Annotated in this window: 22 protein-coding genes; 17 read left to right on the top strand and 5 right to left on the bottom strand. The window is 60.7% G+C overall.

The genetic code is table 11. The features are described from left to right. Positions 1–30 precede the first annotated feature (30 nt). The 7 genes from ACIN8IBEIGE_RS14900 to ACIN8IBEIGE_RS14870 all read left to right on the top strand — a co-directional run bounded on the left by ACIN8IBEIGE_RS14900 (position 31) and on the right by ACIN8IBEIGE_RS14870 (position 5,523). Entirely contained in the window at positions 31–1,146 is a 1,116-nt protein-coding gene (locus ACIN8IBEIGE_RS14900; protein ID WP_160015344.1) for a chemotaxis response regulator protein-glutamate methylesterase, read from the top strand. Further along, positions 1,146–1,886: a flagellar motor protein gene (locus tag ACIN8IBEIGE_RS14895; protein ID WP_160015343.1), complete on the top strand. Its 741-nt coding sequence runs from the start codon at positions 1,146–1,148 to the stop codon at positions 1,884–1,886. Before ACIN8IBEIGE_RS14900 ends, ACIN8IBEIGE_RS14895 begins: the two co-directional genes overlap by 1 nt. Before the next feature lie 13 nt (positions 1,887–1,899). Then, entirely contained in the window at positions 1,900–2,769 is an 870-nt protein-coding gene (gene motD / locus ACIN8IBEIGE_RS14890) for a flagellar motor protein MotD (protein WP_372239990.1), read from the top strand. A gap of 51 nt (positions 2,770–2,820) precedes the next feature. Then, complete coding sequence (locus ACIN8IBEIGE_RS14885; RefSeq protein WP_160015342.1) at positions 2,821–3,609, top strand: ParA family protein; 789 nt, start codon at positions 2,821–2,823, stop codon at positions 3,607–3,609. Positions 3,610–3,696: 87 nt separating this feature from the next. Beyond that, the gene (locus tag ACIN8IBEIGE_RS14880; protein WP_160015341.1) at positions 3,697–4,530 is read left to right on the top strand and encodes a CheW domain-containing protein; all 834 of its coding nucleotides are present in this window, start codon (positions 3,697–3,699) and stop codon (positions 4,528–4,530) included. Positions 4,531–4,635: 105 nt separating this feature from the next. Beyond that, positions 4,636–5,115: a chemotaxis protein CheW gene (locus tag ACIN8IBEIGE_RS14875; RefSeq protein ID WP_090383900.1), complete on the top strand. Its 480-nt coding sequence runs from the start codon at positions 4,636–4,638 to the stop codon at positions 5,113–5,115. Positions 5,116–5,118: 3 nt separating this feature from the next. Further along, positions 5,119–5,523 carry a DUF2802 domain-containing protein gene (locus tag ACIN8IBEIGE_RS14870; protein ID WP_090383903.1) on the top strand — a complete coding sequence of 135 codons (405 nt, stop codon included), beginning with the start codon at positions 5,119–5,121 and terminating at the stop codon, positions 5,521–5,523. A gap of 22 nt (positions 5,524–5,545) precedes the next feature. Here ACIN8IBEIGE_RS14870 and ACIN8IBEIGE_RS14865 read toward each other — a convergent pair whose 3' ends face one another. Both ACIN8IBEIGE_RS14865 and ACIN8IBEIGE_RS14860 read right to left on the bottom strand, forming a co-directional pair. Continuing rightward, positions 5,546–5,872, bottom strand: a complete 327-nt coding sequence (locus tag ACIN8IBEIGE_RS14865; protein ID WP_160015340.1) for an EscU/YscU/HrcU family type III secretion system export apparatus switch protein — start codon at positions 5,870–5,872, stop codon at positions 5,546–5,548. Further along, positions 5,869–7,413 carry a flagellar hook-length control protein FliK gene (locus ACIN8IBEIGE_RS14860; RefSeq protein WP_160015339.1) on the bottom strand — a complete coding sequence of 515 codons (1,545 nt, stop codon included), beginning with the start codon at positions 7,411–7,413 and terminating at the stop codon, positions 5,869–5,871. The genes ACIN8IBEIGE_RS14865 and ACIN8IBEIGE_RS14860 overlap by 4 nt, the downstream gene beginning before the upstream one ends. A 163-nt stretch (positions 7,414–7,576) precedes the next feature. Here ACIN8IBEIGE_RS14860 and ccmA point away from each other — a divergent pair, with 163 nt between their 5' ends. The 10 genes from ccmA to ACIN8IBEIGE_RS14810 all read left to right on the top strand — a co-directional run bounded on the left by ccmA (position 7,577) and on the right by ACIN8IBEIGE_RS14810 (position 14,877). Continuing rightward, positions 7,577–8,212 carry a cytochrome c biogenesis heme-transporting ATPase CcmA gene (gene ccmA, locus ACIN8IBEIGE_RS14855; protein WP_160015337.1) on the top strand — a complete coding sequence of 212 codons (636 nt, stop codon included), beginning with the start codon at positions 7,577–7,579 and terminating at the stop codon, positions 8,210–8,212. Next, positions 8,209–8,880: a heme exporter protein CcmB gene (ccmB, locus tag ACIN8IBEIGE_RS14850; protein WP_090252142.1), complete on the top strand. Its 672-nt coding sequence runs from the start codon at positions 8,209–8,211 to the stop codon at positions 8,878–8,880. Before ccmA ends, ccmB begins: the two co-directional genes overlap by 4 nt. A 73-nt stretch (positions 8,881–8,953) precedes the next feature. Beyond that, complete coding sequence (locus ACIN8IBEIGE_RS14845; RefSeq protein ID WP_160016396.1) at positions 8,954–9,712, top strand: heme ABC transporter permease; 759 nt, start codon at positions 8,954–8,956, stop codon at positions 9,710–9,712. Continuing rightward, positions 9,709–9,885 carry a heme exporter protein CcmD gene (gene ccmD, locus ACIN8IBEIGE_RS14840; protein WP_160015336.1) on the top strand — a complete coding sequence of 59 codons (177 nt, stop codon included), beginning with the start codon at positions 9,709–9,711 and terminating at the stop codon, positions 9,883–9,885. The genes ACIN8IBEIGE_RS14845 and ccmD overlap by 4 nt, the downstream gene beginning before the upstream one ends. After that, positions 9,882–10,370 carry a cytochrome c maturation protein CcmE gene (gene ccmE, locus ACIN8IBEIGE_RS14835; RefSeq protein WP_090383923.1) on the top strand — a complete coding sequence of 163 codons (489 nt, stop codon included), beginning with the start codon at positions 9,882–9,884 and terminating at the stop codon, positions 10,368–10,370. The genes ccmD and ccmE overlap by 4 nt, the downstream gene beginning before the upstream one ends. Beyond that, positions 10,367–12,340 carry a heme lyase CcmF/NrfE family subunit gene (locus ACIN8IBEIGE_RS14830; RefSeq protein WP_160015334.1) on the top strand — a complete coding sequence of 658 codons (1,974 nt, stop codon included), beginning with the start codon at positions 10,367–10,369 and terminating at the stop codon, positions 12,338–12,340. Before ccmE ends, ACIN8IBEIGE_RS14830 begins: the two co-directional genes overlap by 4 nt. Beyond that, positions 12,337–12,873, top strand: coding sequence for a DsbE family thiol:disulfide interchange protein (locus ACIN8IBEIGE_RS14825; protein ID WP_090383931.1), 537 nt, complete (start codon positions 12,337–12,339; stop codon positions 12,871–12,873). Before ACIN8IBEIGE_RS14830 ends, ACIN8IBEIGE_RS14825 begins: the two co-directional genes overlap by 4 nt. Beyond that, the gene (locus ACIN8IBEIGE_RS14820; protein ID WP_090383934.1) at positions 12,870–13,352 is read left to right on the top strand and encodes a cytochrome c-type biogenesis protein; all 483 of its coding nucleotides are present in this window, start codon (positions 12,870–12,872) and stop codon (positions 13,350–13,352) included. Before ACIN8IBEIGE_RS14825 ends, ACIN8IBEIGE_RS14820 begins: the two co-directional genes overlap by 4 nt. Next, complete coding sequence (ccmI, locus tag ACIN8IBEIGE_RS14815; RefSeq protein WP_160015332.1) at positions 13,352–14,554, top strand: c-type cytochrome biogenesis protein CcmI; 1,203 nt, start codon at positions 13,352–13,354, stop codon at positions 14,552–14,554. The genes ACIN8IBEIGE_RS14820 and ccmI overlap by 1 nt, the downstream gene beginning before the upstream one ends. Then, positions 14,551–14,877: a hypothetical protein gene (locus tag ACIN8IBEIGE_RS14810; protein WP_160015330.1), complete on the top strand. Its 327-nt coding sequence runs from the start codon at positions 14,551–14,553 to the stop codon at positions 14,875–14,877. The genes ccmI and ACIN8IBEIGE_RS14810 overlap by 4 nt, the downstream gene beginning before the upstream one ends. A gap of 163 nt (positions 14,878–15,040) precedes the next feature. Here ACIN8IBEIGE_RS14810 and ACIN8IBEIGE_RS14805 read toward each other — a convergent pair whose 3' ends face one another. The 3 genes from ACIN8IBEIGE_RS14805 to ACIN8IBEIGE_RS14795 all read right to left on the bottom strand — a co-directional run bounded on the left by ACIN8IBEIGE_RS14805 (position 15,041) and on the right by ACIN8IBEIGE_RS14795 (position 17,627). Continuing rightward, positions 15,041–15,484: a MerR family DNA-binding protein gene (locus ACIN8IBEIGE_RS14805; protein ID WP_160015328.1), complete on the bottom strand. Its 444-nt coding sequence runs from the start codon at positions 15,482–15,484 to the stop codon at positions 15,041–15,043. A gap of 75 nt (positions 15,485–15,559) precedes the next feature. After that, positions 15,560–16,312 (bottom strand): VacJ family lipoprotein, encoded by a 753-nt coding sequence (locus ACIN8IBEIGE_RS14800; protein WP_372240019.1) that lies wholly within the window; start codon positions 16,310–16,312, stop codon positions 15,560–15,562. Positions 16,313–16,328: 16 nt separating this feature from the next. After that, the gene (locus ACIN8IBEIGE_RS14795) at positions 16,329–17,627 is read right to left on the bottom strand and encodes a serine/threonine protein kinase (RefSeq protein ID WP_090384184.1); all 1,299 of its coding nucleotides are present in this window, start codon (positions 17,625–17,627) and stop codon (positions 16,329–16,331) included. Positions 17,628–17,746 lie beyond the last annotated feature (119 nt).

Raw genomic sequence — 17,746 nt, 5'->3', positions numbered from 1 at the left:
AGCTATCTGTCGCGCCGCTTAGGAGTGTTTATGGCTGTTAAGGTGTTGGTGGTTGATGACTCCGGCTTTTTTCGTCGGCGCGTGTCGGAAATTCTTTCAGCCGATCCGAATATTCAGGTAATCGGCACTGCCACTAACGGCCGTGAAGCCATCGAGCAGGCGCAGTCGCTCAAACCGGACGTAATCACCATGGATTACGAGATGCCGATGATGGATGGCATCACGGCCGTGCGTAACATCATGCAGCGCTGTCCGACGCCGGTGCTGATGTTTTCCTCGCTGACCCACGAAGGCGCACGCGTGACGTTGGATGCGCTGGAAGCCGGTGCGGTGGATTTCCTGCCGAAGAATTTCGAGGATATTTCGCGCAACCCGGAGCGGGTCAAGCAGCTGCTCTGCGAAAAAATCCACACCATTGCCCGTAGTAATCGCCGCAGCCTGAGCCCGCCTCCTGTGGCTGCGCCTGTCGCGACACCTGCTGCGCAAAGCAAGCCAGCAGCCCGTCCGGCGACTACCACCAGCACCTTGGCGCGTCCAGCTGCGGCGCCCACTCCGGCTGTTGCCAGTGCTGCACCTAAGCGCAAGTCCTACAAGCTGGTGGCGATTGGTACCTCGACAGGTGGGCCGGTGGCGCTGCAGCGTGTGTTGACCCAGTTGCCGGCTAACTTTCCGGCGCCGATTGTACTGATCCAGCATATGCCAGCGGCCTTTACCAAGGCCTTTGCCGAGCGCCTCGACAAGCTCTGTCGTATAAGCGTCAAGGAAGCCGAGGACGGTGATGTGTTGCGTCCAGGCCTGGCGCTGCTGGCGCCTGGCGGCAAGCAGATGATGGTCGATGCGCGCGGCGTGGTGAAGATCCTTCCTGGCGATGAACGCCTGAACTACAAGCCTTGTGTTGATATCACCTTTGGTTCGGTAGCCAAGTCCTATGGCGACAAGGTGCTGGCGGTGGTGTTGACCGGTATGGGCGCAGACGGTCGTGAAGGTGCGCGCCTGCTCAAACAAGGTGGCAGCCAGGTGTGGGCGCAGGACGAAGCCAGCTGCGTGATCTATGGCATGCCCATGGCCATTGTCAAAGCCAACCTGGCCGACGCCATCTACCCGCTGGATGATATTGGCAGGCACCTGGCGGAGACCTGCATTTAATGGATGTACTGAGCCTTATCGGGGTCATTCTGGCCTTTGTCGCCATCCTCGGTGGCAACTATCTGGAAGGTGGCCACGCTACGGCGCTGCTCAATGGGCCTGCTGCGCTGATCGTGATCGGCGGCACCCTGGGGGCGGCGTTTTTGCAGGCACCGATGAACGTGTTTAAGCGCGCTCTGGCCATCATCAGCTGGATCTTCTTTCCGCCGCGTGTGGATCTTGCCGGTGGCATCAACCGGGTGGTTGGCTGGAGCATGACTGCGCGCAAAGAAGGCTTGCTTGGCCTGGAAGCGGTGGCGGATGTTGAAGCCGACCCATACGCCCGCAAAGGTTTACAGCTATTGGTTGATGGTGCGGAGCCTGAGGCCATTCGCAGCATTCTCGAAGTCGATCTGTACACTCAGGAAGGCCGGGATATCCAGGCCGCCAAGGTGTTTGAAAGCATGGGCGGCTACGCGCCGACCATTGGCATTATCGGCGCGGTGATGGGCCTGATTCACGTGATGGGTAATTTGGCGGACCCGAGCAAGCTGGGTGCCGGGATTGCCGTAGCCTTTGTCGCCACCATCTACGGCGTGGGTTTTGCCAACCTCCTGCTGCTGCCCATAGGCAACAAGCTCAAGGCCATTGCCCAGCGTCAATCGCGTTATCGCGAGATGTTGCTCGAAGGCATCCTGTCGATTGCCGAGGGTGAGAACCCGCGCTCCATCGAATTGAAGCTGCAAGGCTTTATGGATTGATGGGGACACCATAATGGCCCGCAGGCGTCACCAAGAAGAACATGAAAACCACGAGCGTTGGTTGGTCTCCTATGCCGATTTCATCACCTTGCTGTTCGCGTTTTTTGTGGTCATGTATTCGATTTCCTCGATCAATGAAGGCAAGTACAAGATTCTTTCTGACAGTCTGACCGGGGTGTTCAATCAGCCTGATCGGGCGATCAAGCCTATTCCGGTGGGTGAGGAGCGGCCACGCACTACTGAGCCGGATCGTTCGCTGGTAGATGAGGAGCGCGCGCAGTCATCCGCCGATGACCTGCAGAGCATTGCCAGCAGCGTGCGTGAGGCATTTGGCGACTTGATTCAGTCCGAGCAGCTCAAGGTCAGTGGCAATGAGCTGTGGATCGAGATTGAACTCAGCTCCAGCCTGCTGTTCACCAGCGGCGACGCCATCCCTAATAATGCGGCTTTTGACATTATCGAGAAGGTAGCCAAAATTCTGGCACCTTACGAAAACCCGATTCACGTGGAAGGCTTTACCGACAATCTGCCGATTCAGACGGCTCAGTTCCCGACCAACTGGGAGCTGTCTACCGCGCGGGCTGCCAGTATCGTGCGTATGCTGACTATGGATGGGGTCAACCCCAGTCGGTTGGCGGCAGTCGGTTATGGCGAGTTCCAGCCTGTCGCAGATAACACCACGGTCGAAGGGCGTGGGCGCAATCGCAGGGTCGTGTTGGTAATCTCGCGCAATCTAGATGTGCGCCGCAGTGTGAGTGGTGTCGGCAGCGCTAATGCCAAACCCGATGCGGCCTTGCAACGGGCTGGCACGCAACCTGCACTAGCCCCCGCAGCGCCGGCCCCGCAAGCGGGTGCCGTCAATCCGCCGTCGCCGGCCCCATAAGGGTGGCCCCGTTCTCGGTCAGGCTGCAGCTGCACCGGGAGGATGATAACGATGAGAGTCTGGGCAGTAGCCAATCAAAAAGGTGGAGTCGGCAAGACCACCACATCAATCGCTCTGGCAGGCCTGTTGGCCGATGCTGGCAAGCGTGTGGTGATCGTCGACCTCGATCCCCATGGGTCGATGACCAGCTATTTCGGGCATGACCCGGACAGCCTGGAACACAGCTGCTTTGACCTGTTTCAGCATAAGGGCAGTGTGCCTCGCGGCTTGCCGCAGCAATTGCTGTTGCCCACCAGCGATGAGCGGATCTCCTTGCTGCCCTCGAGTACTGCGCTGGCCACGCTTGAGCGCCAGTCGCCTGGGCAGAGTGGTCTAGGGCTGGTGATTGCCAAGAGTCTGGCGCAGCTCTGGCAGGACTTCGATCATGCGGTGATCGACAGCCCGCCCTTGCTCGGTGTGTTGATGGTCAATGCTCTGGCCGCCAGTCAGCAGCTGGTGATTCCGGTGCAGACCGAGTTCTTGGCTGTCAAAGGCCTGGAGCGGATGGTCAATACTCTGGCGATGATCAACCGTTCGCGTCAGCAGGCGTTACCCTACACCATCGTACCGACCCTGTTTGATCGGCGTACCCAGGCTTCCATGGGGACACTGCGGGTGTTGCGCAATACTTACCCAGAGCGTCTATGGCCAGCGTACATTCCGGTGGATACGCGCTTGCGTGACGCCAGCCGGGCAGGCGTTACACCGTCAACGTTCGACAACAATAGCCGTGGTGTAATCGCCTACCGGGCCTTGCTCAAGCACCTGTTATCGCAGCAGATTGCCGCACAGGTCGCCTGAGATGAACGGCTATGCTGAAGATATAGGCTCAAGTCTGTCGCTAGCGCGGCCGATAGTCTGTACAGATTGTTATTGTGGGTTGTATTCATGAGTCGTCCCCTAGCCACTGCTACACGTTCGCAACTGGCCTTACAGTCCTATCTGGACGGCTTGCTGCAGGAGGCTGCGGTCGAGTTTGCCGAAAGCATCACGCTCGATGAATTCGAGGCCGCGGTGCTGGAGGAGCAGGTGCGCGATGCTCGCAGCATGCCACAAGTGCAAGCTGTACCGGCCAAACCATTGGCTGAGCTGGCGCCGCGGCCATTGGTGCTGCCCACCATCGAGATGCCGGCACCGCAGATTGACGTTCAGGTCGAGCCGCCGCAGGAGGTGGTTGAAACTGCTGTGGTGGTTGAGGCTGTGCAGCTTGCGCCGCAAGTGGTGCCGGAGCCATTGCCTCAGGGGCGTCCTGAATGGGCTCAAGGGCCTTTTGAATGCCTGTTGTTTGATGTTGCCGGGTTGACCCTGGCGGTGCCGCTGGTGTGCCTGGGTTCGATTTATCCCCTGGAGGGCCAGGAGCTCACGCCATTGTTTGGCCAGCCAGACTGGTTTCTCGGCATACTGCCTTGTCAGGCCGGCAATCTGAAGGTGCTGGACACTGCGCGCTGGGTTATGCCGGATCGTTACCGCGATGACTTTCGCGAAGGTCTGCAGTATGTGATTTCTGTTGAAGGCTATGAGTGGGGGCTGGCTGTGCATCAGGTCAGTCGCTCGATTCGTCTTGATCCCAACGAGGTCAAATGGCGCAGTCAGCGCACTCAGCGTCCCTGGCTGGCAGGTACGGTTATCGAACATATGTGCGCTTTGCTGGACATCGCATCCCTGGCTGAGCTGATCGCCAGTGGTGCGGCCAAACGCATGGCAGCCAACCGGATTCACTGAATAACGCCAGGCTGTGCGATGTGCGCAGCTTTGCATCTATAGTAATGACAGCGGGGCGTACACCCGCGATTGCCGCCGCGAGCGGTTCATGACGAGGCTAGGGACATGAAGAAAAGTTCTGCACAAGGCGCTGAAGATCCGATCCTGCAGTGGGTAACGTTCCGCCTGGACAACGAAACCTATGGCATCAACGTGATGCAGGTTCAGGAAGTCCTGCGCTATACCGAGATTGCTCCGGTACCGGGGGCTCCGAGCTATGTGCTGGGCATCATCAACCTGCGCGGCAATGTAGTCACGGTGATCGACACCCGTCAGCGTTTCGGCCTCGATTCCAGTGAAGTCACGGACAACACTCGTATCGTGATCATTGAGGCGGACAAACAGGTGATCGGTATTCTGGTCGACAGTGTGGCCGAGGTGGTTTACCTGCGCCAATCCGAAGTGGAAACCGCGCCTAACGTCGGTAACGATGAGTCTGCCAAGTTTATCCAGGGCGTGTGCAACAAGAACGGCGAGCTGCTGATTCTGGTTGAGCTGGACAAGATGATGAGCGAAGAAGAGTGGTCCGAGCTGGAGAGCATCTAGGCCATGTTCGACGCGCTGCTGATCGCGCTGGCCCTGGTCTGCCTGGGGTTGGTAGGCGCATGCATCTGGCTGACCCGGCAGTTGCGTGATGCCATCAAGCTGCAAGGCGAGCGTGATGCGGTTCGTGATCGGCGGCTCAAGGAGCTGAGCCGGCGTCTGGATGCCTACCTGACCGGCAGTGTGCAGATGGGCGAGGAGTTGCATGAGTTGCGCAGGGTTGTCGCGCCGTTACCGGACAAGCTCAATCAGATTGAGCAGCGTGACCCCAGTAGCCTGTCGTTTACCCAGGCCGCACGGCTGGCGGGCATGGGCGCCAGCGTGGATGATTTGACCCAGTCTTGCGGTTTGAGCAAGGCCGAGGCCGAGTTGGTCAGCAAAATGCAGCAGGCCAAATTGCAGCGTTCCTGATTCTTCCAGCCCTCGATAGTACTTAACGTGTTGGCCCTTCCAGCAGGCGTAGTGGTGGTGTGATATCGCTATCACACTCACTTGCGGCTGGTGCTTTACCCTTCAGATACCAGGCAAAGGCGATGATTTCCGCGATGCAGCGATACAGCTGTTCGGGGATCCCATCACCCAGTTCCAGTCGCGCCAACAGGCGCACCAGTTCGGCATTCTCGTAGATCGGCACTTCATATTCGCGGGCGATTGCCAGAATGGCTTCGGCCAGTTCGTCATCGCCTTTGGCGCTGAGCACCGGCGCATTCTGGCCGTCGTAGGTCAGGGCGATAGCCTGGCGTGCCGTGGTCTTTTTCATGCGGTTTCATCCACCCAGCGTTGTTCCAGGGTTGTGCGCGGTCCGCGTGGCGGTGTGCCCTGGCTGCAGGCCAGTTCGCCAACCTGCACGCCAGCGGCGTTCAGGCGCTGGCGCAGATTGTCCAGTTCCGCATCGATCAGGCTAACGGTGCTAGTGCGTTCAGCCCAGAGTTGGCTGGACAGACGGCCATGAGCCAGTTGCGCCTGCACTTGCAAGGGGCCCAGCGGATCAAGGTCGAAGGCCAGCTCGACTTTCCACAGGGTTTCCTTTTTCTCCGGCTTGCCTTGCGGGTTGCTTTCATCGCGCTGGATTTTTACCTGCAACGGCACCAGCTCCTGCTGGTTGCGCATAGGTAGTTCCAGTTGCCAAGTGGTGAGCAAGTTGCCGTCTGGGCCGACCTGGCTCTGCGCCAGGCTTGAGAGCTGATGGGTCTGCAGGCGCGAGATGGCTGCAGCGGCCAGCTTCAGCAGGGTTTCCAGATCGGCGTCACCTTCCATGGCCTGCAGCAGGCGTGAGGGCAGGGGGAAATTCAGCGCTTGCTGGCGGCTGGTGGCTTTACCCAGGCTGCCGAGCAGGTCGCGGGCCAGGGCAGGCATCGCCTGGGCCAGGGCTGAGCCAGCATTGGCAGCAGCCAGTGGGGTGCCGGCTGACAGGTTAGGTAGCAATTGGGTGATCAGGCGCAGCAGGTTGGCTTTCAGGTCGGTCGGCAGTGCCTGGCCCTGTCCGCCGAGCAATTTGCTTTCCAGCAGAATGCCGCTGTTCTCCAGGGCTACTGCCAGTCCTTTGGCTGTACTTAGCTGGGCGGCGTCGGGCAGGGTGCCGAAGAGTTTGTCGATACTGGTACGCAGGCCTTCACTCATCTCGGCATTACCACGCAGCCCTTGCAGGGCGCTAAACAAGCCATCCAGGGAGCCTTGGCGGTTGTTTTGACTGCCCAGCTGCTGACTCAGTGCGAGCTGATCCAGGCGACCGCTCAGGGGCAGGAAGTTCAGCGCCTGGCTGCCTTGTACCTGAGCGCTGAGCAGGCTGCCCAAAGGGAGTGCCAATGGAGTTTCCAGAGACAGCTTGCTGCCAGCCAACGGTGTGTTGAGCAGGCTGACCAGCACCTTGTAGATCACCTGCTGCGAGCGTGTTTGCAGTATTTGTTCGCGAGCCACTACCTTGCCCTGCAGCAAGGTGCCAACCGGCAACTGGTCGAGGTCCAGACTGGTCAGGGGCTTGTCAGCGCCCATCAGTACGGATAGCGCCAGGCGAGTTTCCGACAGGGCGGTTACGGCCAGGGATGTGCCTTGAGCAATCGGGCGCGGGCTGGTGGCTTCCAGGGTGGTCTGGCTACCGTTGTTCAGGGTCAGCTTGAGCAGCATCTGAAAACTCTGCGCCACTTCCTTGAGGGCGACGACTTCGGCCTTGGCGGTTTCGCCGCTGGCCAGCAGGCCCTGCATGGGCTGCAGCAGTTTCACCGCCAAGTCAGCCGCTATGGCGTTGGGGCGAGTGCTGGGGGGCGTCGGCGCAATAGGCCGCGAGCTGCTGATTTCGCTCATTGGCGGGTTACACCCTGTCGAAAATGCTCGCTGCGGCAGGCGCAGCTGGGCATGTATAATCGCGCCCCGTCTGGTTCGGCTGCGCATTCCACTTGCGTCAGTATAGCGGCCAAGACTCTGCCGACTTGAACAGCTTTTGCCATCCATCTGAGGTGCCGATGTCTTGACCAGTCCTCTTCTCGAAGCCGTGGCGCTCGCCTGTGAGCGAGACTGGCGCATGCTCTTCGAGCGTCTGGAACTGCGTCTGGTTCCCGGTGAGATGCTGCAGGTGGCCGGCCCTAACGGCAGTGGCAAGACCAGCCTGCTGCGTTTGCTCGCCGGCTTGATGCGGCCGACAGCTGGCGAGATCCGGCTGAATGGTCTCCCGTTGTCCGCGCAACGGTCTGAGCTGGCGCGCAACCTGCTGTGGATCGGCCATGCCGCTGGCATCAAGGGCTTGCTGACTGCCGAGGAAAACCTCACCTGGCTTTGCGCCCTGCATCAACCCGCTGAGCGTGATGCCATCTGGCAGGCGCTGGCTGCAGTGGGGTTGCGCGGTTTCGAGGACGTGCCCTGTCACACCCTGTCCGCTGGGCAGCAACGCCGCGTGGCGCTGGCCCGTCTGTATCTACCAGGCCCGCCACTGTGGGTGCTGGATGAGCCGTTTACCGCGCTGGATAAAGCCGCGGTGGCGCAGCTGGAGAATCATCTGGCTGCGCATTGTCGGCAGGGCGGCCTGGTGGTGCTGACCACGCACCATGAATTGACGGTCAAGCCGGCCGGTTACCGCGAGCTTGATCTGGGGCAGCGTCCGTTATGAGCAATGTCTTTAGCCTATTGCTGGCCCGTGAGGCGCGCCTGTTGTTTCGTCGTCCGGCCGAGCTGGCCAACCCACTGGTGTTCTTTGCCATTGTGATTGCGTTGTTCCCGCTGGCGGTGGGGCCGCAGACGCAGTTGTTACAAAGCCTTTCGCCGGGGCTGGTGTGGGTAGCGGCGCTATTGGCCGTGCTGCTCTCGCTGGACGGGCTGTTTCGCAGTGATTTCGAGGACGGCTCGCTGGAACAGTGGGTCCTTTCGCCGCACCCCCTGGCTCTTCTGGTTCTGGCCAAGGTGCTGGCACACTGGCTGTTCTCGGGCCTGGCGCTGGTACTGCTGGCGCCGTTGCTGGCGTTGATGCTCGGTTTGCCAGGGCGCTGCCTGCCGGTATTGCTGATTTCCCTGCTGCTCGGCACGCCGGTGCTGAGTCTGCTTGGCGCAGTCGGCGCGGCGCTGACGGTGGGCCTCAAGCGTGGCGGTCTGCTGCTCGCGTTGCTGATTTTGCCGTTGTATATCCCGGTGCTGATTCTTGGCAGCGGTGCGTTACAAGCCAGCCTGCAAGGATTGCCGGCGGTCGGCCACCTGTTGTGGTTGGCCAGCCTCACCGCATTGGCGGTGACCTTGACACCTTTTGCCATCGCCGCTGGTCTGACGATCAGTGTCGCTGAGTAGACAATAAGCCTGAATGGCCGGTTGATCCGGGTGCCTGCCTGCGCCCTGATCAGCCCTAGCACTGATGAGTAACCTGATGAACTGGACGTGGTTTCACAAGCTCGGCTCGCCCAAATGGTTTTATGAAATCAGCAGCCGCTGGCTTCCTTGGTTGGCCCTGGCCGCTGCCGTGCTGTTGGCGGTTGGTCTGGTCTGGGGCCTGGCCTTTGCGCCGCCGGATTACCAGCAGGGCAACAGCTTTCGCATCATTTATATCCATGTACCTGCGGCGTTTCTCGCTCAGTCGATCTACGTGATGCTGGCGGTGGCAGGCACGGTTGGTCTGGTGTGGAAGATGAAACTGGCCGATGTCGCCCTGCAACAGGCCGCCCCCATCGGTGCCTGGATGACCGTGATCGCTCTGGTGACCGGCGCGGTGTGGGGCAAGCCAACCTGGGGTACGTACTGGGTCTGGGATGCCCGCCTGACCTCAATGCTGATTCTGCTGTTTCTGTATTTCGGCGTGATCGCTCTCGGCAATGCCATCACCAACCGTGACAGCGCGGCCAAGGCTTGCGCGGTGCTGGCCATCGTCGGCGTGGTGAATATCCCGATCATCAAATACTCGGTGGAGTGGTGGAATACCCTGCACCAGCCCGCCACCTTCAGCGTGGTGGAGAAACCGGCCATGCCGTTCGAGATGTGGATGCCGCTACTGATCATGGTGCTGGGCTTCTACTGCTTCTTTGGCGCGGTATTGCTTATGCGTATGCGCCTGGAAGTGCTCAAGCGTGAGGCGCGCAGCAGTTGGGCTAAAGCCGAGGTCAAGGCGCTGGTGGAGAAAGGCCGATGAGTTTTGCCAGCTTTAGTGAGTTTATCGCCATGGGCACCCATGGGCCTTACGTCTGGTCCTGTTACGCCATCAGCCTGGCTGTGCTGGGGCTGAATGTGGCGCTGCCAATCCTGGCGCGTCGCCGTTATCTGCAAGACAAGGCGCGTCGTATGCGCCGGGAGGAGTCGAAGTGAACCCCGTGCGTAAAAAGCGCCTGTATATCGTCCTGGCGATCATTGCCGGTGTCGGCATTGCCGTGGCCCTGGCCCTCAGCGCGTTGCAGCAGAATATCAACCTGTTCTACACCCCCACCCAGATCGCCAACGGCGAAGCCCCGCAGGACACCCGCATCCGTGCCGGCGGCCTGGTCGAAGAAGGCTCGGTGAAGCGCTCCAGCGATTCGCTGGACACCGATTTTGTGGTTACCGATGGCGCCAAAAGCGTGACCATCCGCTACAGCGGTATTCTCCCGGACCTGTTTCGCGAAGGGCAGGGCATCGTCGCCATGGGCAAGCTCGATGGCAACGGCGTGCTGATCGCCGATGAAGTGCTGGCCAAACACGATGAAAACTACATGCCGCCGGAAGTCATGCAGGCCCTGGAGCAGAGCGGCATGAAACAGCAGCACGACGCGGCCAAAGCAGCCAAGCAGGCGTCCCCAGCGGAGTACGCGCAATGATCCCCGAGCTCGGCCATCTGGCGATGATTCTGGCGCTGTGCATGGCGCTGGTGCAGGCGACGCTGCCGTTGATCGGTGCCTGGCGCGGTGACCGCCAGTGGATGAGCCTGGCGCAGCCGGCTGCCTGGGGGCAGTTCAGCTTTATGCTGTTTGCCTTTATCTGCCTGACCTACGCCTTTATGGTCGACGACTTCAGCGTCGCCTATGTGGCCAACAACTCCAACAGCGCGCTGCCCTGGTATTACAAGTTCAGCGCCGTGTGGGGTGCCCACGAAGGATCGTTGCTGCTCTGGGGTCTGATCCTTGCCGGCTGGACCTTTGCCGTGTCGATCTTCTCGCGCCAGTTGCCGGAAGAGATGCTCGCCCGCGTGCTGGCCGTGATGGGCATCATCAGCATCGGTTTTCTGCTGTTTCTGATCATCACCTCCAACCCGTTCGAGCGCCTGCTGTTCGATACACCAGCCAATGGTCGTGACCTCAACCCGCTGCTGCAGGACTTCGGCCTGATCATCCACCCGCCGATGCTCTATATGGGCTATGTCGGCTTCTCCGTGGCCTTCGCCTTCGCCATTGCCGCCTTGCTCGGCGGCAAGCTGGACGCCGCCTGGGCGCGCTGGTCGCGGCCCTGGACCATTGTTGCCTGGGCCTTCCTCGGCATCGGTATCGCCCTGGGTTCCTGGTGGGCCTACTACGAACTCGGCTGGGGCGGCTGGTGGTTCTGGGATCCGGTGGAAAACGCTTCCTTTATGCCCTGGCTGGTCGGCACTGCGCTGATCCACTCGCTGGCCGTGACGGAAAAGCGTGGCGTGTTCAAGAGCTGGACCGTGCTGCTGGCGATCGCGGCGTTCTCCCTGAGCCTGCTGGGGACCTTCCTGGTGCGCTCTGGCGTGTTGACGTCGGTACATGCCTTCGCCAGCGATCCTGAGCGTGGCGTGTTTATCCTGGCCTTCCTGTTGATCGTGGTGGGCAGTTCGCTGGCGCTGTTTGCCATCCGTGCACCAGTGGTCAAGAGCCAGGTCGGCTTCGCCCTGTGGTCGCGAGAAACCCTGCTGCTGGTGAATAACCTGATTCTGGTGGTGGCCGCAGCGATGATTTTGCTCGGCACCCTCTACCCGCTGGTGCTGGATGCCATGACCGGGGCCAAGCTGTCGGTTGGCCCGCCGTATTTCAACGCGCTGTTCGTGCCGTTGATGGGCCTGCTGATGGCCATGATTGCGGTTGGGGTGATCGTGCGCTGGAAGGACACGCCGCTGCAGTGGCTGCTGAGCATGCTTGCGCCGGTGCTGATCGGCAGTGTGGTGCTGGCAGTGATCGCCACCTTGCTGGTCGGTGACTTCAATTGGGCGGTGCTCGGTGTCTGCCTGCTGGCGGCGTGGGTGGTGCTGGCCGGTGTGCGCGACATTCTCGAGAAGACCCGTCATAAAGGCTTGTTACGCGGCCTGCCAGGCCTGACCCGTAGCTACTGGGGCATGCAGATGGCGCACCTGGGCATGGCCGTATGTGCTTTGGGCGTGGTGCTGACCAGCATGGGCAGCTTCGAGCGCGATATGCGCATGGCGCCGGGCGAATCCGTGGAAATTGGTGGCTATCAGTTTATCTTCGAAGGTGCCGAGCATTTCGAAGGGCCGAACTTCACCTCCGACAAAGGCACGGTGCGCATCCTCGAAGAGGGCAAGCAGATTGCCGTGCTGCACCCGGAGAAGCGCTTGTATACGGTGCAGCAGTCGGTGATGACCGAGGCCGGCATCGACGCCGGGATCACTCGCGATCTGTTCGTCGCCCTGGGTGAGCCGTTGGAAAACGGCGCCTGGGCGGTACGCGTGCATATCAAACCGTTCGTCCGTTGGATCTGGTTCGGCGCGCTGCTGATGGGCTTTGGCGGCTTTCTGGCGGCAGCTGACAAGCGCTACCGGATGAAGGTGCGCACCCGCGTGCGTGACGCACTGGGCATGGCGGGGGCGCAGGCATGAAGCGTTTACTGCTGCTGTTACCGTTGCTGGTCTTTCTCGGCGTGGCGGTGTTTCTCTACCGTGGTTTGTTCCTCGATCCCACCGAACTACCATCGGCGCTGATCGGCAAGCCGTTCCCGGCGTTCTCCCTGCCAGCGGTGCAGGATGGCAAAACACTGAGCGAAGCCGATCTCAAGGGCAAGCCGGCGCTGGTCAACGTTTGGGCGACCTGGTGCGTGGCCTGTCGTGTGGAACACCCGGTGCTGAACAAGTTGGCCAAGCTCGGCGTGACTATCTACGGGGTCAACTACAAGGATGACAACGCCGCCGCGCAGAAGTGGCTGGTGGAGTTCCATGACCCCTATCAGCTGAACATTAACGATGCGCGTGGCACTCTCGGCCTGGACCTGGGGGTGTACGGCGCACCTGAGACCTTCCTGATCGACAAGGACGGCGTTATCCGCCACAAGTTTGTCGGGGTGATTGATGAGCGCGTCTGGCGCGAACAGTTGGCGCCGCTTTATCAGGAACTGGTCGATGAGGTCACCCCATGAAGCGTTTGCTGGTTGCCGCAGTACTGGGCTTGGCGTTATTGGGCACTGCCCAGGCCGCTATCGACACCTACGAATTTGCTACTGAGGCTGAGCGTGAGCGTTACCGCAATCTGGTGGAAGAACTGCGCTGCCCCAAGTGCCAGAACCAGAACATCGCCGACTCCGATGCGCCGATAGCCATGGATCTGCGTGCGCAGATCTACCGCATGCTGGAGGAGGGGCAGAGCAACGAGCAGATCATCGACTTTCTGGTCAGTCGCTATGGCGATTTTGTGCTCTACAAACCGCCGGTAACCGCGCGCACGCTGTTGCTGTGGTATGGCCCGGCTGGTTTGCTGGCCGGTGGTTTCGTCCTGCTTGGCGTCATTCTGTTACGTCGTCGTAGCAAGCCAGGCGTTGTCGCCAGTGGCCTGTCTGCCGATGAACAGCAGCGTCTGACTGCTCTGCTTAATCAAACGCCCGTGGATAAGAAAGACTGATGATTGAATTCTGGTTATGCGCCGGCCTGCTGTTGCTGACGGCCCTGGCGTTTCTGCTGATCCCGGTGCTGCGCGCGCGCAAGGTGCAGGCCGAAGAAGACCGCACCGCCCTCAACGTGACCCTCTATCAGGAACGTCTGCAGGAGCTGCAGGCGCAGCACGACGCGGGTGCGCTAAATGCTGAGCAATTGGCCAATGGTCGTGATGAGGCCGCCCGCGAGCTGCTGGCCGATACCGAAGGCGCGCAGGCGCAGCCGGCTCAGCGTTCGCTGGGTGGCAAGATTCCGCTGATTGCTGCGCTGCTGATGCCGTTGCTGGGGTATGGCCTGTACCAGCACTGGGGCGCCATCGATGACCTCGAGCGTGCGCAAACCTTTGCCCAGCAACCGAAGACCATCGAAGAAATGACTGCACGCCTGGAAGCGGCGGTGAAGAACGATCCCAAATCCGCCGAAAGCTGGTACTTCCTCGGTCGCACCTATATGGCCCAGGAGCGTGCCGGTGATGCTGCGTTGGCCTTCGAGCGCGCTGTCGATGTCGCCGGGCGTGAGCCGGAGCTGCTCGGGCAGTGGGCGCAGGCGCTGTATTTTACCGGCAACAAGCAATGGACCGAACAATTGCAGGCGTTGACCGATGAGGCGTTGAAAGGCGATCCGGCGGAAGTTACCAGCCTCGGCTTGCTCGGTATTGCCGCCTATGAAGCCGGGCAGTTCCAGCAGGCGATTGACCGCTGGCAACAGCTGGTGGCTGTGCTGCCGGCCGAAGACCCTTCACGCCTGGCGATTCAGGGCGGGATTGATCGCGCTCGTGAGCAGCTTGGCGCGCCTGCGGCCGATGCTGCACCTGCTGCCAGTCAGGGGTTGACCGTACGCGTTGCCTTGGCCGCCGAACTGCAGGCCCAGGTGCAACCGGGCGATGCGGTATTTATCTTCGCTCGCGCCGTATCCGGGCCGCCAATGCCGCTGGCGGTCAAGCGCCTGAGCGTGGCGGACCTGCCGGCTGAAGTCAGCCTGTCAGACAGCGATGCGATGATGCCGCAGCTGAAAATCTCTGGCTTCGAGCAGGTGCAACTGGTTGCGCGGATCTCGCGCAGCGGCAACGCCACGGCCGGCGAATGGATCGGCAGCAGTCAGCCGCTGGCCAGCAAGACCACTGAGTTGCAGCAGCTGCTGATCGACAGCGTCGATAGCAAAACGCAATGAGGTCATTACTGCGTGGCGTCGTGCTGATTGGCCTGCTGGGGCTCGGTGCTTGCGTGCAGACACCAACTGCTACCGCGCCGATCACCAGTCCAAGTGGTAGCAGCAACCACCCACGGTTTGCCCCGCCACCGGGAGTGGACAGCCAGTGGAATGCGCAATTGGGGGTGTACGTGGTGGGTGGCGCCTCTCACCTGTATTACCGTGAGCGCACTTACTACCGCTGGAGCTCTGGCTGGAGCTGGGCGAGTAACCCGCAGGGGCCCTGGTTGCCGACTGACAGCAGTGGTGTGCCGCCGGGCTTGTACCGCCGCTACGCTCAGTAAGAGCCTATCTACGATCTGCTGCGTGTCGGCCCTGCTGCGTTAAAAACAGGCCGGGACCCGGCGTCTCGGAATGCTCATTTACAGCTCGTAAACTCCGCTTCCTTGCCTGTTTTTGCCTTGCATGGCTCTAGCTCGCGAGATCGTAAACAGGCTCTCAGCGCCGTTAGTGTGCCGGGCAGGGCGTCGCCGGGCGGCGCTCGATATCTGGCTCGAAATCTTCGATCAAACGGCAGATGGCTTGGCCATCGGGGGCACATTCGCCCTTGTCGGCCCAGTCGTCGAAGGCGTTCTGCATCACCAGTGCCAGGCGTTGGCACTCCTCGATATGCGCCTGTAGCGCCGTCAGGCGTTCGCTGAGCAGGTCACGGACCTCGGCGCAGGGCGCATGGCCGTTATCGGCACTGGCGAGAATCTGCTGTGTGTCTTTCAGGCTAAAACCCAGGCGACGCGCACGCGCGATAAAGCGCAGGCGTTGCAGGTCGGTGCTGGAATATTCCTGGTAGCCGTTATCCGGATTGCGCGTGGGCCTGAGCAAGCCAAGATCGGTGTAGTGGCGCACGGTCTCACTGCTGACAGCGGCGGCTTTGGCCAGTTGGGCGACACGCATAGATAAAAGCTCCGAAGGACTAAAGGCCGCGCCAGGTTAAAACCTGGGGGCGGCCCTTGGGTCAAGCTCGCAGGGTTATTCGGCGATCTGCAGCTTGCGCGCCTCGTGGTAGAAGAAGCGAATTTTTTCGTACTCGAACGGCGAGTTGAGCTGGCCGTAACGGAAGTTCACCGTTGAGCGCTGGTCGACGACTTCCAGCAGGGTGATTTCCGGATGGCTGACACTGGCTTCGGCGACGTTCAACCAGTTGACCTGGCTTTTCGCTGCAAAGTCCACCACCAGGCCGCCAGTATCGCGCAGGTTCGACGGGCCCAGCAGCGGCAGAATCAGGTAGGGGCCGGCTGGCGTGCCGTAGTAGCCCAGGGTCTGGCCGAAGTCTTCGCGCTGCTTGGGCAGGCCCATGCGTGTAGCCGGGTCCCACAGGCCGGCTACGCCGATCGTGGTATTGAGCAGCAGGCGTGCCGTGGTCTGCATGGTGCGCTTGCCCTTGAGCTGCAGCGCGCTGTTGAGCAGGTTGGGCACATCACCGAGGTTGCTGAAGAAGTTGCTGACGCCGGTCTGCACCAGATTGGGGGTGATATAGCGGTAGCCGTCGACAATCGACAGGAATACCCATTCATCGAAGCGGTAGTTGAAGTGATAGACGCGGCGGTTCCACGACTCCAGCGGGTCATAGACTTGCAGTGCGCTGAGGGTTGAGCGCTCGAACTCGCGCTGATCCAGACCCGGGTTGAACTGCAGATGCTGCAACGGCTGCTTGAAACCGTCGTCATCAACGGCGTGCTGGGCATGCGCCAGGCTGCTACCGAGCACCAGGGTGAACAACACGGCAAGAAAGGTTGGCTTAGCCACGGAAGAACTCCAGCATGGCGTCGCTATTGACGCGGTAGTTGAGGTTGCCGCAATGGCCACCCAGCGGGTAAACGGTCAGGCGATCACCCAAGGTGCGGCGCAGAAAGCCCAGGTCACCAGGGCCGAGGATCACATCATCGGCGTTGTGCATGACGGCGATCTTGCTGCTGTTTTTCAGGTAATCGGCCACGCCATACAGGCTGACCTGATCGATCAGCTGCGCCACGCTGCCGCCATCGGTGCGCGCGCGCCACATGGGGATCAGCTGCTCGGTCAGGTAGCAGTCGAAATCACACTGCAGGGCACGACGGAAGAACGGCGTGAGGCTGGTGCCTTCGCTGATCGGGTAGTTGATCGGAGTGATCAGGCCGCGACGGTTGATCAGGTCCGAGGTAAAGGCGATATCGGCGGAGGAAAAGCGGAACGCTGCGCCGATCAGCATGGCCATCTGCTCGTCGCTGAGCTGCTCGGTGGAGTTCTGGAAGTCATAGAGCAGGGCATCGTTGATATCGACGTAACCCTTGTTCTGGAAGTAGCGGGTCAACTTGCCCAGCACCAGTTCATAGAAGGTGGTGCTGTTATCGATGCCTTCAACCTTGGTTTGCACCAGGCGGTCGAGGTTGGTGACCGAGGTGTAGAGATTGACCGGAGGGTTGAGCAGCAGCACGCGCTTGAAGTTGAAGCTGCGGCGGGTTTCATCCAGCTCGCTGACAAAGGCTGCCTGCAGCGCGCCCAGACTGTAACCGGTGAGGTGGTATTCGCTGACTTTCAGGCGTGGATGCTGTGCGCGCACGGCCTGCATGGTGCGGTACAGATCGTCGGCGTCTTCACGGGTGATGCCGGGCGTGGCAAAGCGCGAGGCCGAGGTCATAAAGTCATAGCTGGTCGGTGAGGACAGTTGCACCACGTGATAACCGGCACCGTAAAACAGCTTCTTCAGGTATTCCGGGGTGCTGCTGGCGTAGTGCGCACCGGTGCCGGCGATAATAAAGATCAGTGGCGCTTCGCCAGACTGCTTGGCCATGCGGTAGCGCATCTTGGTGACCGGCCAGAAGTTGTCTGGCAGCTCAAACTCGCGCTCTGGGCGCAGTTTGATCTGGTAGTCACTCTGGTTGATGTCGGCGTCGGTCGGAAGCTTGGGGCGCAGCTCTGGCGGGGTGGTCGCCAGGGTGGCTTCGAATGGGTTTTTGATCGGGTAGCCATAACTGCTGGCATCAATATCGGTCGCGCTGACGGGAGCAATCAGGGCTAGGCAACTGAGAAGGGCAAGCAGACGAGGGACATGCGACATGGCTAAATCTCTTGAGAGCTAGGGCTGATGCTGATGGAGCGGGTCAGGTGCGGAACGATTTGACCATATAAGTTCGGCTAAGTGCCGTTTAGTTATAGAGCCGCCGCTTTTCAGGCAAA

The organism is Pseudomonas sp. 8BK, from assembly GCF_902506475.1.
GTDB classification, from domain to species: domain Bacteria; phylum Pseudomonadota; class Gammaproteobacteria; order Pseudomonadales; family Pseudomonadaceae; genus Aquipseudomonas; species Aquipseudomonas anguilliseptica.
This window is presented reverse-complemented; position numbering and strand designations above follow the sequence as displayed.